Here is a 12,375-nt window from a genome sequence, read left to right as displayed (position 1 = left end):
CCACCCCCCGCAGCACGATGCGGGAGCAGGCGAGATGTCGCCTGCGGTCGCCCTCAGCGGGCTCGACATCACCTTCCACATCGATGGCGGCAAGCGCTACAAGGCGGTCACCGGGATCAACCTCTCGGTTGCCGCGGGCGAGTTCGTCTCGGTCGTGGGGCCAACCGGCTGCGGCAAGTCAACCTTGCTCAACGCGGCGGCAGGTCTGCTCGTGCCCTCGGCCGGCACGGTCGGCATCTTCGGCAAGCCGCTCTCGGGCCTGAACCGGCGGGCCGGCTATCTCTTCCAGGCCGATGCGCTGATGCCGTGGAAGACGGCGCTCGACAACGTCAAGGTCGCGCTGGAGCCGATGGGCGTTTCCGATGCGCAGGCCGACGCCCGGGCACGCGAATGGCTTGGCAGGGTGGGCTTGCGCGCCTTTGTCGATCGCTATCCGCATATGCTTTCAGGCGGCCAGCGCAAGCGCGTCAGCCTCGCGCAGATGTTGATCCGCAACCCGGAAATCCTGCTGATGGACGAGCCTTTCGGCCCGCTCGATGCGCAGACCCGACAGATCATGGGCAATCTCCTGCTCGATCTCTGGTCGAAGGACCGCAAGGCGCTGATCTTCGTGACGCATGATCTGGAGGAGGCGATCTCGCTCTCCGACCGCGTCGTCGTGATGTCGGCAGGGCCCGCCGCCGGCATCGTTGCCGATTACCGCGTGCCGCTGCCGCGCCCGCGCGACATCGCCGAGATCCGGCTGGAAAAAGCCTTCCACGAGATCCATCGCGACATCTGGGCCTCGCTCAGAGTCGAGGTTCAGAAGGCCTATGCGATGGGCGACGGTCGCGAGCTGGTCGAGGGAGACGCGCCATGAACCGCGCCAAGCTTCTCGGTCTGCAGGCGCTGGTCATGGTCGTCTTCCTGCTGATCTGGCACGTCGTCACCGCCTATCCGCTGTTCGGTGAGGTCAAGACGATCCAGTTCTTCTTCTCGACGCCCGCTGCCGTGCTGGGGCGGACCTTCAACCAGCTGATCGGGCCCGACATCTACTGGCATCTCGGCATCACGCTGACCGAGACCGTGCTCGCTTTCGTCATCGGCTCGGCCGCAGGCATCTTCTTCGGCTTCACCTTCGCACGGCAGGAATTGCTGGCTGCGGTCTTCGACCCCTATATCAAGGCGGCGAACGCCTTGCCGCGTGTCGTGCTGGCGCCGATCTTCGCGCTCTGGTTCGGGCTCGGCATCTGGTCGAAGGTGGCGCTCGGCTTCACGCTGGTCTTCTTCATCGTCTTCTTCAACGTCTACCAAGGCGTGCGCGAGGTTTCGCCGACCGTGCTGGCGAACGCCCGCATGCTCGGCATGAACGAACGCCAGCTCTTCCGCCATGTCTATTGGCCTTCTGCGCTGACCTGGATGTTCTCCTCGCTGCACACTTCGGTGGGCTTTGCTCTGGTCGGCGCGGTGGTCGGTGAATATCTCGGCTCCTCGGCGGGCTTGGGCTACAAGATCCACGAGGCCGAGAGCGTCTTCGACGTCACCGGGGTGTTCTCCGGCATGCTGATCCTGGCGATCTTCGTGATCGCGATCGATGCGCTGGTGACGCTGGTCGAGAAGCGGTTGCTGGTCTGGCGGCCAGGGCAGAGTTCGACCACGACGACGTAAGGTCATCTTCGCTTGATCGCCGGCGATCGCGGGCTCATGCTCGTCTCCGCGATGGCGGAGGCCTGCCATGGAGCTGGAACTCAACGGCCGCATTATCGAGGCGCCGAAGCCTGCCGACATCACCGCCGCCATCGACGGGCATGGCGGCGAGTCCGGCTGGTTCGTCAATCTCGGCGACGATGACGGCGATGTCGAAGCCTTCCTGAACGGTGACGGCTCGTTCCGGCTGACCTATCATGACGGCCAGAATCGCTTCACCGCCCCCGATCCGGTCGATGCCGCGACATTGAAGGCGATTCTGCTGGCGGCCCTGCGTGGCGAGGTCGGTTGGCGCCGCGACCGGTCCTGGCTGCGCCAATTGTCGCCGCGGAAAGCGGCCGAGGCGGCGGGCGAGCCGCCGGTCTGGGCGATCGCAGCTGTCATCGCCTCGATCGCGCTGATCTTCCTGGTCACCAATCTGCCCGATAGCTGGCTGGAGACGCTGCCGGTCCCCAATACGACGCTGGGCACGATCGGGCTGATCGCCCTTCCGGTCGTGGTCATGATCATCGCGATGGTCGCCCACAAGGCGATCCAGCTGCGCCGGGCCAAGAGCTGGCTGCCGGCGCAGGGGCGCATCACGAGCTCGCGCATGGCGACCCGCCGCTCCGGGGTGGGCGATGACGCCACCATCGTCAACATTCCCGCCGTCGCTTACAGCTTCTCGGTCGGCGGACGGAGCTATCAGGGCAGCCGGATCAGCATCGGCGACATCAGCGGGCCCTTTGCCGAGGAGGCGCTGGCGCGCTACCCGGTCGGCGCGGCGGTGACGGTATATTACGACCCCGCCGATCCCGAGAGCTGCGTGCTGGAACGGGATGCGCCCAAGGGCGCGGTCAAGGGCTGCGGCGCGGTTCTCCTGGTGCTGGCTTTGCTGGGCGCGGGTGGATACTGGGCACTCACGCAAGGGGCGGAAACACTGCAGGCGAGCCTGCCGCAGGCCGAGGTGCCGGTGATGCTGTTCGCCTTCTGCTTCGGCTGCGCGGCGCTGCTGTTCTTCCTCGCCTATCGCCGCTATCTCGCCCGCGCCAATGCCTGGCCGGTCGTGCCGGGCCGCGTCACCGTGAGCCGCGTCGAGCAGCGCAGGAGCACGGAAGACGGCCGGGCCCGTACGAGCTATGCGCCGGTCGTCGAATTCAGCTATCAGGTTCGCGGCCACAGCTTCAGCAGCCGCCAGATCGCGCTCGGCATGCAGATGTCGGGCTCGCAAGGCAGCGCGGAGAAGGTCGCCGACCGCTATCCGGCCGGGGCTGAGGTCGAGGTGCATTACGACCCCGCAAACCCCTCCCAGGCCGCGCTGGAGAACCCGACCGGCGCGAGCTGGATCCTGCTCGGGATCGCGCTGTTCTGCTTCGGCGTTGCGCTCTATGCCAGCCACATCTTTCGATGAAATCGCCGGCTCGATTCGGCAACGCCTTTGACTCAAGGCGGGGTTGGCGCGAGGCCTGCGACTAATCTAGAACTGCTTCCCAACAAGGCTTTCAAAGCAAAGCATCCTCAGGGAAGGAAACCCGATGAACCGCAGACATCTGATCATGGCGGCCGGCGTCGCGCTGGCGGCCTGGAGCGCTCCGGGCTTTACCCGGGCCGCGTTGGCCCAGAACGCCGAAAAATCCAAGCTGACGCTCGGCGTCGGCGGCAAGCAATTGCTCTATTATCTCCCGCTGACGGTCGCCGAGAAGAAGGGCTTCTTCAAGGAGCAGGGGCTCGATGTCGAGATCAATGATTTCGGCGGCGGCGCCAAATCGCTGCAGGCGCTGGTTGGAGGTTCGGTCGATGTCGTCACCGGCGCCTATGAGCACACCATCCGCATGCAGGCCAAGGGCCAGGATGTGCGCGCCGTGGTCGAGCTCGGGCGCTTCCCGGCGATCACCATCGCCGTGCGCAAGGAGCTCGCCGACAAGGTCAAATCGGCCGCCGACTTCAAGGGGCTGAAGATCGGCGTCACTGCGCCGGGCTCCTCGACGGCGCTGACCGCGCAATACGCCATGGTCAAGGCCGGGCTGAAGGCGACGGATGCGCCGATCATCGGCATCGGCGCCGGCGCGAGCGCGGTCGCCGCGATCAAGCAGGGCCAGGTCGACATCATCTCGCATCTCGACCCCGTGACCTCGAAGCTCGAAGCCGATGGCGACATCGTCACGCTGATCGATACGCGCACCGAGGCCGGCACGCGCGCTCTCTTCGGCGGCTCGAACCCCGCCGCGGTGCTGTATCTCAAGGGTGAATTCGCCGAGAAGAACCCGGTGACGACGCAAAAACTCGTCAACGCCTTCGTCAAGGCGCTGAAATGGCTGGAGACGGCCAAACCCGAGGATGTTGCCGACCTCGTGCCGCCGGAATATCTGCTTGGCGACAAGCCGCTTTATCTGCGCGCGGTCAAGAACTCGCAGGAGAGCTATTCGCGCACCGGCATCTCGCCGCCCGAAGGCCAGCAGAGCGTCTATGACGCGCTGAAGCTGCTCGACCCGGAACTGGCGACGTCGAATGTCGATCTGAAGAAGACCTTCATCGATACCTTCGCGAAGAAGGCGGCGTCCGGCTCCTGACCTCTCGACATTGTCCGGTGCGCTGGTCACACTCGCCTCTGACGCAAGGAGAGGCGAGATGACCGGGCGCGCTGCGATCGAGACCCTGATCAAGGATGCCTATGAGGCGCGCCATCGCGGCGACCTCGACGCCGTGATGGGCTATTTCCATCGCGATTGCAGCTATCGGCTCTCGGGAGCGTCGGCGCCCGCGCCGATGTTCATGCAGCCGACCGGCCATGCCGCTGTGCGCGCGCAGATGGCAGAGCTGATCGGCGCCTTCGTCTTCAGCAATCTCGAGACGCTTGCGCTGACGATCGAGGACGACAGGGCGGCATTGCATTGGCGTGCGGATGTGCTGTGTGTCCCAAGCGGGCGCAGCGCGCCCTTCGAGGTCATGGACCTGTTCACGATCGCAGACGGCAAGATCCTGAGCCTGGTCCAGTTCACTGATACGGCCGGCGTCGCCCAGCTGACTGGCTCGTGACCCTGAAGGATTGATCGCGGCCATCACCGCTTTCGATTTGCGGCGAGGCGGGGCGAGCGGGTAGAGCTTTCGTTTCCGTCACCAAGCGCGTTGCCTCATGAACATCCTCTCGATCCAGTCGCATGTCGCTTATGGTCATGTCGGCAATGCCTCCGCCGTGTTCCCGATGCAGCGCCTGGGCGTCGAGGTCTGGCCGATCCACACCGTCCAGTTTTCCAATCACACCGGTTATGGCGCCTGGAAGGGCCGCGTCTTCGACGGCGGCATGATCGACGAGGTGATGGAAGGCATTGCCGAGCGCGGCGTGCTGCCGTCCTGCGACGGTGTGCTCTCCGGCTATATGGGCTCGGCCGATATCGGGCATGCCATCCTTTCGGCGGTGGAGCGCGTGCGCGCGGCCAATCCCAAGGCGCTCTATTGCTGCGATCCTGTCATCGGCGATGTCGGGCGCGGGATCTTCGTGCGGCCGGGCATCCCCGAATTCATGCGCGAGCAGGCGGTGCCGGCGGCTGATATCGTGACGCCCAACCAGTTCGAGCTGGAATTGCTGACCGATATCGCGATCAAGACCATCGCCGATGCGCATCGCGCGACTGAGGCACTGCGCGACAGCGGGCCGAGGGTCGTGCTGGTGACGTCGCTCTCGACCAATGAAACCCCTGACGACGCCATCGACATGATGGCCTCAGACGCCAAGGGCTCCTGGCGGGTGCGCACGCCGAAACTCGATGTCAGCCTCAATGGCGCTGGCGACGCCATCGCAGCGCTGTTCTTCACCCATTATCTGCGCGAGGGATCGGCGGCAGCCGCGCTCGCTAAGGCCTCGGCCTCGATCTACGGCCTGCTGAAGCGGACCAAAGAGGCGGGTTCGCGCGAGATCCTGATGGTCGCGGCGCAGGACGAGTTCGTGACGCCATCGCACCAGTTCGTCCCCGAGCCGGTCTGAACCGGCATGAAGCTGCGCATCGGCACCTTCAATGTCGAGAACCTGCTGACGCGGCATCGCTTCGGGCCGAGCGGGCGGTTCGAGACCGATGCGGCGCTGTCGCTGTTCCATTTTCCGCGCGCGGACGAACGCGATGCTGTCGAGCGCTCGCTGGCGGTGGCGCTGGAGGACGACAAGCGCCAGATGACTGCGCTCGCCATCGCCGAGGCCCAGGCCGATCTCTGGATGCTGCAGGAGGTCGATTCACTCGCGAGCCTGCAGGCCTTCTTCGCCAACTACGTCCATCGCAGCTCTGACCATCGCTATGGCCATTTCGCATTGCTCGACGGCAATGACCGGCGCGATATCGACATCGGCTTTGCGGCGCGGCGCGACCTGCTGGCGCCGCAGGCGGTTACGGTGCACTCCCACAAGGACCTGACCTTCGCGCAGGCTGGCGTGCATGACCGCGATCTCGCCGCGCTGGGCATCGGCCCCGATGGCAAGGTGTTTGCACGCGATTGCCTGGAGGTCGCGCTGGATTTCGGCAGCTGCAAGCTCAGCCTGTTCGGCTGCCATCTGAAGTCGATGGACAATGGCCGCGAGGATGGCCGCCAGGCGACGCTGCCGGTGCGCTGCGCCGAGGCGAGGGCGGTCAAGCATCTGGTCAAGACGCGCTTCGGCGGCGGCTGGCGCGAGGCGAACTGGATCGTGCTCGGCGATCTCAACGCCTATCGCTATGGGCTCGGCCCTCTGGCCGAGATCGTCGACGAGGGCGAGAGTGGCATCGAGCCGTTGCTGGAGGATTTCGCCGTCGATCCGATGGAGGCGCTGCCTGCGTATGAGCGCTGGACGCATTTTCGACGCTTCTGGTCGGAGAGCCAGCAGAGGCTGATCGACAGTCACATGCCGCTCGACCACATCCTGCTCTCGCCGGCGCTGGCGGCGGCGAATCCTAAGCCCGCGATGCAGATGATCCGGCGCGGCCTGCCTTATCGCGTGCCGCTCGATCCGCGCGCGCCCGACCGCTCGATGGCAAGGCTCGCGACCTGCGCCGACCGCTATCCGCGCGTCGGCTGGGACCGGCCGAAAGCCTCCGACCATAGCCCCCTGACCATTGATCTCGTCATTCCCGAGGGACCGTCTCCATGAAGCGCCGCTTCGTCACACTCGACGTCTTCACCACCCAAGCGCATGCCGGCAATCCGCTCGCCGTGGTGCTCGATGCCGAGGGGCTCGATACCGAGGCGATGCAGGCGATCACGCGCGAATTCAACCTGTCGGAGACGGTGTTCGTGGCGCCGCCGGCTGAAGCCGGCCATCGCGCCGCGATCCGCATCTTCACGCCCGGCCGGGAGCTGCCCTTCGCGGGACATCCGACGGTCGGCACGGCAGTGCTGCTCGCCTTGCGCGATGCGGCCGACGGTATGGGGGCCGATCTCCTGGTGCTGGAGGAGAAGGTCGGGCTCGTGCCTTGTGCGGTCTCGGTCGACGGGCCTCGTTCTGGCCGTGCGGTCTTCACCATGCCGCGCCTGCCGCAGGAGATCGAGGCCGCGTCCGCCAACGCCGCGCTCGCGGCCGTGCTCGGGCTCGAGGAGAGCGAAATCGGGTTCGAGGCGCATCGTGCCGCTGTGTTCTCGGCAGGTGTCCCCTTTACGTTCGTGCCGGTGGCCGGCCTCGATGCAATCGGCAGGGTCAAGCTCGACCTGTCCCGCTGGGACGCGGTGATGAAGCCTGCTGAGCATCCCAACGCCTTCGTCTATTGCCGGCAGACCGTTGAGACGGGACATCACTATCACGCACGCATGTTCTGGCCCGGTGCCGGCATCGCAGAGGATCCTGCGACCGGTGGGGCTGCTGCCGCCTTCGCCGGCGTGGTCATGGCCTTCGACAAACCCGCCGACGGCGAGCATCGCTTCGTCATCGAGCAGGGCTATGAGATGGGCCGGCCCTCGCAGATCGTGCTGGAACTGACGGTCGCAAGCGGAGCGCTGGTTTCGGCCCGCATCGGCGGCTCGGCGGTGCTGGTCAGCGAGGGCGTGCTGCTGTGACCTCTCTCGGACAGAACGGCATTGTCGATGGCGCGATTGTCGAGCTTGCCGGCCTGGAGGCGCTGATCGAGCCTCATGACTGGATTTTCGCGCGGGAGCGTGCGGACGAGATCGTGGCGCATTGGGGCCGAATCAGCGCCGGCAAGCCGGCGATGTTCAACGGCAAGGTGATGCTGCAGCACCGCGCGGCGATCGTCGACGGCGTCTTCCGGGCTGGCTATTTCGAGACCGATTATGCCGCTTTCATCAGCTGGCGCGATTTCGGCCATCCGGGTCCGGTGGTGCGCAACGGCTTTGCAATGGCGGCTCTGCGTGCCGCGGACGGTGCGTTCCTGTGCGGCGTGATGGGGCAGCACACCGCCAATCCCGGCAAGGTCTATTTCGCCGCCGGCACGCCCGACCGCGAGGATGCGCGGCCCGACGGCACGCTCGATCTCGCCGGCAGCGTGACGCGCGAGCTTTGCGAGGAGACCGGGCTGACGCTTGACGAGATCACGGTGGAGGAGAGCTGGACGGCGGTGATCCTGCCCGGGCGTATCGCCTTCATGCGGCCCGTCTCCATCGCCATGCCGGCCGAGGCGGCGCGCGCGCTGATGCTCGCGCGCATGGCGACGCAGGATGAGCCGGAGCTTGCCGATATCGCCATCGTCCGCGGCCCCGAGGATGCCGAGCGTCTCGACATGCCACTCTTCATGCGGCCTTATCTTGCCCATATCTGGCGGCGAGACTGATCCTTCAAGAGCATTTCCGCGTTTCTCCGAAGCGCGAGAATGCTCTACCTTCTTGTTTTATCGCATTTTCTTCACGCGAACCGGTGTCCACTTCGCTCGAAAATGCTCTAGTCTTGTGCGTCCGCGTTCTACGCCCTCAATTCAACCGGATACCCCGATGACGCTTGCCCCCGAAGCCCTGTCGCTGCCCGCCAACAATCCGTTTTCGCGTGTTTGGGACACGCCCTTTGGTCTGCCGCCTTTTGCCGCAATCGCGCCCGAGCATATCCACCCGGCCTTCGAGGCAGCACTCTCCAAGCACAGATCCGAGATCGACGCGCTGACCACTGAGGCCGCGGCGCCGGACTTCGCCAACACCATCGAGGCGCTGGAGCGCGCGGGCAGGGCGCTCAGCCGCGTCGGCGGCGTGTTCTACAACCTTGCGGGAGCCGATACGAACGAGGCGCTGCAGGCGATCGAGCGCGAGCTGTCGCCGCTTACCTCGCGGCATTGGTCGGCGATCATGATGGATCCCGCGCTGTTTGCCCGCGTCGATGCGGTGTTCGCCAGGCGCGAGACGTTAGGCCTGGACGCCGAGCAGGCGCGGCTCCTGGAGCGGACGCATCGCGGCTTCATCCGTTCGGGCGCGCAGCTCGGCCCAGAAGACAAGATGCGGCTCGCCGCGATCAACGAACGCCTTGCGGGGCTCGGCACGCAGTTCAGCCAGAACGTGCTGAAGGACGAATCGAGCTATGCGCTGATCATCGAAGATGAGGCGGGGCTCGCCGGCCTGCCGACCTTCCTGATCGCGGCGATGGCGCGCGCCGCTACCGACCGCGGTCATGCGGGCAAACATGCGGTGACGCTGTCGCGCTCGATCATCGAGCCCTTCCTGACCTTCTCGACACGTCGCGATCTGCGCGAGGAGGCCTTCATTGCCTGGAGCAAGCGCGGTGAGAATGGCGGGGAGACCGACAACCGCGCCATCGTCGCCGAGATGGTGAAGCTTCGGGCGGAGAAGGCGAAGCTGCTTGGCTTTCCGACCTTCGCGCATTTCAAGCTCGACGATTCCATGGCGAAGACGCCGACCCATGTCCGCGACCTGCTCGAACTGGTCTGGAAACCGGCCAAGGCGCGCGCCGCGCGGGAGGCAGCCGATCTCGCCGCGCTGGCGCAGAGCGAGGGCGAGAACGGACCGATCCGCCCCTGGGACTGGCGCCATTATGCCGAGAAGGTGCGCCAGCAGACCTATGCGCTCGACGAGGCGGTGCTGAAGCCCTATCTCCAGCTCGACCGCATCATCACTGCGGCCTTCGATGTCGCTGGCAAGCTGTTCGGGCTTGCCTTCGAGGCGAAGCCTGACCTCAAGGGCTATCACCCGGATGTGCGGATCTGGGAGGTCAAGGAGGTGGCGAGCGGCCGGCATATCGGCCTGTTCCTCGGCGATTATTTCGCCCGCGCCTCGAAGCGCTCCGGCGCCTGGATGAGCGCCTATCGCGGCCAGCGCAATTTCGACGGCGAGGTTCGGCCGATCATCGTCAATGTCTGCAATTTCGCCAAACCGGCGGAGGGCAAGCCGGCACTGCTCTCGATCGATGATGCGCGCACGCTGTTCCACGAATTCGGCCACGCCTTGCATGGCTTGCTCTCGGATGTGCACTACGGCTCGCTTGCCGGCACTTCGGTCTCGCGCGATTTCGTCGAACTGCCCTCGCAGCTTTACGAGCACTGGTTCCTGACATCAGAGGTGATGCAGGCCTATTGCCTGCATGCCGAGACCGGCGAGCCCATCCCCGCGGCGCTGATCGACAAGATCAAGACGGCGCAGACTTTCAACCAGGGGTTCTCCACCGTGGAGTACACCTCATCGGCGCTGGTCGATCTCGCCTTCCATTCATTGGAGGATCCGGGCGAGATCGATCCGCTCGCTTTCGAGGCGGCGGAGCTTAAGCGGATCGGCATGCCGGACGAGATCATCATGCGTCACCGCACGCCGCATTTCACCCATGTCTTCTCCGGAGACGGCTATTCGGCCGGCTATTACAGCTATCTCTGGTCGGAGGTGATGGATGCCGACGCCTTCAACGCCTTCATTGAGGCTGGCGACGTCTTCGCGCCTGCGGTTGCGAACAAGCTGAAGCGCTACATCTATTCGGCCGGCGATACGCGCGACCCGGCCGAGGCTTATACGCTGTTCAGGGGCAGGCTGCCGACGCCGGATGCGCTGCTGGAGAAGCGTGGGCTCGCCGCGTGAGTGCGGCAGACTTTGCAACCTCAGGCAAGCCCTTGCGTTATTTGGCTAAATGAGCACGATTGACCCAAGGGGAGGATCTCTCCCCACCGGGGGGATCCATGCTGCGACACTGCCTTGCGGGCCTGCTGACGGCCGCCGTTCTGATGCCGTCGGCCGCATCCGCCGACGTCATGACCTGGAAGCTGCGCAGCTTTTCGGCCAATGCGATCGAAGTCGCCTTCTACTCGCAGAACCGGCGTAATGAATGGCCGGGCGGCGGCAAGGTCTATGTCAACCGCACCTATGACACGGTGAGTTACCCGCTGACCTGCATCAAGGGCGAGAAAATCTGCTACGGTGCCTGGCTCAAGGGCAATGCGGCGCGTTACTGGGGCATGGGCCAGGGCGGCAAGCAGGCATGCACCGAGTGCTGCTACACTTGCGGCGGCAACACCACCACCAAGGTCCATAACCTCAACGAGCGCTAAGGCTCTCCGGCCTCAGCCCGGATAGCCGAACCTCGTCTTGGTCGCGTGGATTTGCCCCATCGCGCCGCCTTCATTGCCTGCAGTGCAGGTCGAGCGGGCGGTTGCGATCTCAGCGCTGACGCGAGCGTGGACGCCCTTGGTGGTATGCCCGGTGGCGAGGTCGTTATCCATCACGGCCTGGAAGCGCTCGACCTCGCCGGAGCATCCCGAACCGCCCGGCATATGGAAGGTGCTCGGCGTCACGCCGGGATAGGCCTGCTCTGGCGGCGGCGCGGGCGGAGCGACGGGCCGAGTCTGACAGCCGGCAAGGGCGATGCCGAGGGTAGCGAGGAGAGCAAAAGCGCGCATGGCGGCATGTCCGATCGACGAAAGACGCGTGACCATGACCGATTCCGGGGCGGCCAACAACATGCCGGCTGCGTGGCGCGACACACTCTCGACATGGTCGCGCTGGAGGTTGCTGGCGCTGTTGCAAGACCGGCGCAGTTTCAAGAGGAGCGCCCATGACGACGGAGACCACGATCGAACTCGCGATCTTCGCCGATTATTTCCAGTTCTACATCCAGGACGAGACGGCCAATGACGATTTCGGCTCGCTCTGGACGGACGAGGCCGTCGAGCGGCTGTTCGCAGCATCGGTGCAATCCATCGGTGTCGGCACAGTGCGCAACATGACCGTGCCGGTCGTCGTCTCGCTCCATGCGCTGGCGCCTCCCGCCGATTTTGGCGAGTGGGACATGGTCAATGAGGGCTCCTTCACCGTCCGCTCCGGCAACGTCGCGATTGCCGGCTGCACGGATTATCTGCCCGATGCGCCGCGCCTCAGCGTGCCGCCGGGAAGCTACCGGGTTCGTGTCTCCTATGCCGGCCTCGACACGCTGAGCGAGGACGGGCTCGAGGGTGACGATTTCTATCGCGTCCAGCTCTGGCCCGCGCCCACGGCGCCACTCGCCGTGGTCAAGGCCCGCAGCAGCGCGGCGGCGTGAGTGCGGATAAGGCGAGATGGAAAACCCTGCCTTGCCTTGCCCCCCTGCTATCGGTTATGCAGTTTGGGTCGATACGAGGAACGCCTGTGGCCGCATCCGCCACCCATGCTCTGAGCCAGAACCGCGCTGCTGCGCGGGCTGCCGGCATGCGCGCTCCGCTCGGTCTTGGACTGCTTCTTCTCCTTAGCCGCCCCTGAGGGCCGGCCGGGCATGCATGCCTGGGCGCTCAGGGGAGTGACGAGAACCGCCTTCCAGACATTCTGCGCCTGCCTTCAACCATA

13 protein-coding genes are annotated in these 12,375 nt (G+C 65.4%); 12 read left to right on the top strand and 1 reads right to left on the bottom strand.

Annotation, left to right across the window (positions count from 1 at the left end):
- The first annotated feature begins 34 nt into the window (after positions 1–34).
- The 11 genes from BMZ97_RS06035 (at position 35) to BMZ97_RS05985 (ending at position 11,108) form a co-directional block, all read left to right on the top strand.
- Positions 35–859 carry an ABC transporter ATP-binding protein gene (locus BMZ97_RS06035; RefSeq protein ID WP_092168610.1) on the top strand — a complete coding sequence of 275 codons (825 nt, stop codon included), beginning with the start codon at positions 35–37 and terminating at the stop codon, positions 857–859.
- Entirely contained in the window at positions 856–1,647 is a 792-nt protein-coding gene (locus BMZ97_RS06030) for an ABC transporter permease (protein ID WP_092166745.1), read from the top strand. Before BMZ97_RS06035 ends, BMZ97_RS06030 begins: the two co-directional genes overlap by 4 nt.
- A 67-nt stretch (positions 1,648–1,714) precedes the next feature.
- Positions 1,715–3,076, top strand: a complete 1,362-nt coding sequence (locus tag BMZ97_RS06025) for a DUF3592 domain-containing protein (RefSeq protein ID WP_092166743.1) — start codon at positions 1,715–1,717, stop codon at positions 3,074–3,076.
- Positions 3,077–3,200: 124 nt separating this feature from the next.
- A complete protein-coding gene (locus tag BMZ97_RS06020; protein ID WP_092166741.1) occupies positions 3,201–4,235 on the top strand; it encodes an ABC transporter substrate-binding protein in 1,035 nt (344 codons plus the stop codon).
- Between the two features lie 58 nt (positions 4,236–4,293).
- Positions 4,294–4,701 (top strand): nuclear transport factor 2 family protein, encoded by a 408-nt coding sequence (locus BMZ97_RS06015; RefSeq protein ID WP_092166739.1) that lies wholly within the window; start codon positions 4,294–4,296, stop codon positions 4,699–4,701.
- A 97-nt stretch (positions 4,702–4,798) separates the two neighbouring features.
- Complete coding sequence (gene pdxY / locus BMZ97_RS06010; protein ID WP_092166737.1) at positions 4,799–5,647, top strand: pyridoxal kinase PdxY; 849 nt, start codon at positions 4,799–4,801, stop codon at positions 5,645–5,647.
- A 6-nt stretch (positions 5,648–5,653) separates the two neighbouring features.
- On the top strand, positions 5,654–6,778 hold the full coding sequence (locus BMZ97_RS06005) for an endonuclease/exonuclease/phosphatase family protein (protein ID WP_092166735.1): 1,125 nt from the start codon (positions 5,654–5,656) through the stop codon (positions 6,776–6,778).
- On the top strand, positions 6,775–7,677 hold the full coding sequence (locus BMZ97_RS06000; RefSeq protein ID WP_092166734.1) for a PhzF family phenazine biosynthesis protein: 903 nt from the start codon (positions 6,775–6,777) through the stop codon (positions 7,675–7,677). The genes BMZ97_RS06005 and BMZ97_RS06000 overlap by 4 nt, the downstream gene beginning before the upstream one ends.
- Positions 7,674–8,408, top strand: a complete 735-nt coding sequence (locus tag BMZ97_RS05995; protein ID WP_092166732.1) for a hypothetical protein — start codon at positions 7,674–7,676, stop codon at positions 8,406–8,408. Before BMZ97_RS06000 ends, BMZ97_RS05995 begins: the two co-directional genes overlap by 4 nt.
- A gap of 157 nt (positions 8,409–8,565) precedes the next feature.
- The gene (locus tag BMZ97_RS05990) at positions 8,566–10,641 is read left to right on the top strand and encodes a M3 family metallopeptidase (protein ID WP_092166730.1); all 2,076 of its coding nucleotides are present in this window, start codon (positions 8,566–8,568) and stop codon (positions 10,639–10,641) included.
- Between the two features lie 98 nt (positions 10,642–10,739).
- Positions 10,740–11,108, top strand: coding sequence for a hypothetical protein (locus BMZ97_RS05985; protein ID WP_092166728.1), 369 nt, complete (start codon positions 10,740–10,742; stop codon positions 11,106–11,108).
- Positions 11,109–11,120: 12 nt separating this feature from the next.
- Here the strand turns inward: BMZ97_RS05985 and BMZ97_RS05980 are convergent, their stop codons facing one another.
- The gene (locus tag BMZ97_RS05980; protein ID WP_139221164.1) at positions 11,121–11,492 is read right to left on the bottom strand and encodes a hypothetical protein; all 372 of its coding nucleotides are present in this window, start codon (positions 11,490–11,492) and stop codon (positions 11,121–11,123) included.
- Between the two features lie 119 nt (positions 11,493–11,611).
- Here BMZ97_RS05980 and BMZ97_RS05975 point away from each other — a divergent pair, with 119 nt between their 5' ends.
- Positions 11,612–12,094 (top strand): hypothetical protein, encoded by a 483-nt coding sequence (locus BMZ97_RS05975; protein WP_092166725.1) that lies wholly within the window; start codon positions 11,612–11,614, stop codon positions 12,092–12,094.
- Positions 12,095–12,375 lie beyond the last annotated feature (281 nt).

The sequence above is a fragment of the Allobosea sp. OK403 genome (genome assembly GCF_900113835.1).
Lineage (GTDB): Bacteria > Pseudomonadota > Alphaproteobacteria > Rhizobiales > Beijerinckiaceae > Allobosea.
The sequence above is the reverse complement of the archived record's forward strand: the minus strand, read 5'-3'. Positions and strand labels throughout refer to the sequence as shown.

What these genes read in the sequence shown, in the direction of transcription:
- BMZ97_RS05985 (WP_092166728.1), top strand. Translation starts at nt 10,740, where the DNA reads ATGCTGCGACACTGCCTTGCGGGCCTGCTGACGGCCGCCGTTCTGATG.
- BMZ97_RS05980 (WP_139221164.1), bottom strand. Translation starts at nt 11,492, where the DNA reads ATGGTCACGCGTCTTTCGTCGATCGGACATGCCGCCATGCGCGCTTTT.
- BMZ97_RS06030 (WP_092166745.1), top strand. Translation starts at nt 856, where the DNA reads ATGAACCGCGCCAAGCTTCTCGGTCTGCAGGCGCTGGTCATGGTCGTC.
- pdxY (WP_092166737.1), top strand. Translation starts at nt 4,799, where the DNA reads ATGAACATCCTCTCGATCCAGTCGCATGTCGCTTATGGTCATGTCGGC.
- BMZ97_RS06020 (WP_092166741.1), top strand. Translation starts at nt 3,201, where the DNA reads ATGAACCGCAGACATCTGATCATGGCGGCCGGCGTCGCGCTGGCGGCC.
- BMZ97_RS05990 (WP_092166730.1), top strand. Translation starts at nt 8,566, where the DNA reads ATGACGCTTGCCCCCGAAGCCCTGTCGCTGCCCGCCAACAATCCGTTT.
- BMZ97_RS06025 (WP_092166743.1), top strand. Translation starts at nt 1,715, where the DNA reads ATGGAGCTGGAACTCAACGGCCGCATTATCGAGGCGCCGAAGCCTGCC.
- BMZ97_RS06035 (WP_092168610.1), top strand. Translation starts at nt 35, where the DNA reads ATGTCGCCTGCGGTCGCCCTCAGCGGGCTCGACATCACCTTCCACATC.
- BMZ97_RS05975 (WP_092166725.1), top strand. Translation starts at nt 11,612, where the DNA reads ATGACGACGGAGACCACGATCGAACTCGCGATCTTCGCCGATTATTTC.
- BMZ97_RS06015 (WP_092166739.1), top strand. Translation starts at nt 4,294, where the DNA reads ATGACCGGGCGCGCTGCGATCGAGACCCTGATCAAGGATGCCTATGAG.
- BMZ97_RS06000 (WP_092166734.1), top strand. Translation starts at nt 6,775, where the DNA reads ATGAAGCGCCGCTTCGTCACACTCGACGTCTTCACCACCCAAGCGCAT.
- BMZ97_RS06005 (WP_092166735.1), top strand. Translation starts at nt 5,654, where the DNA reads ATGAAGCTGCGCATCGGCACCTTCAATGTCGAGAACCTGCTGACGCGG.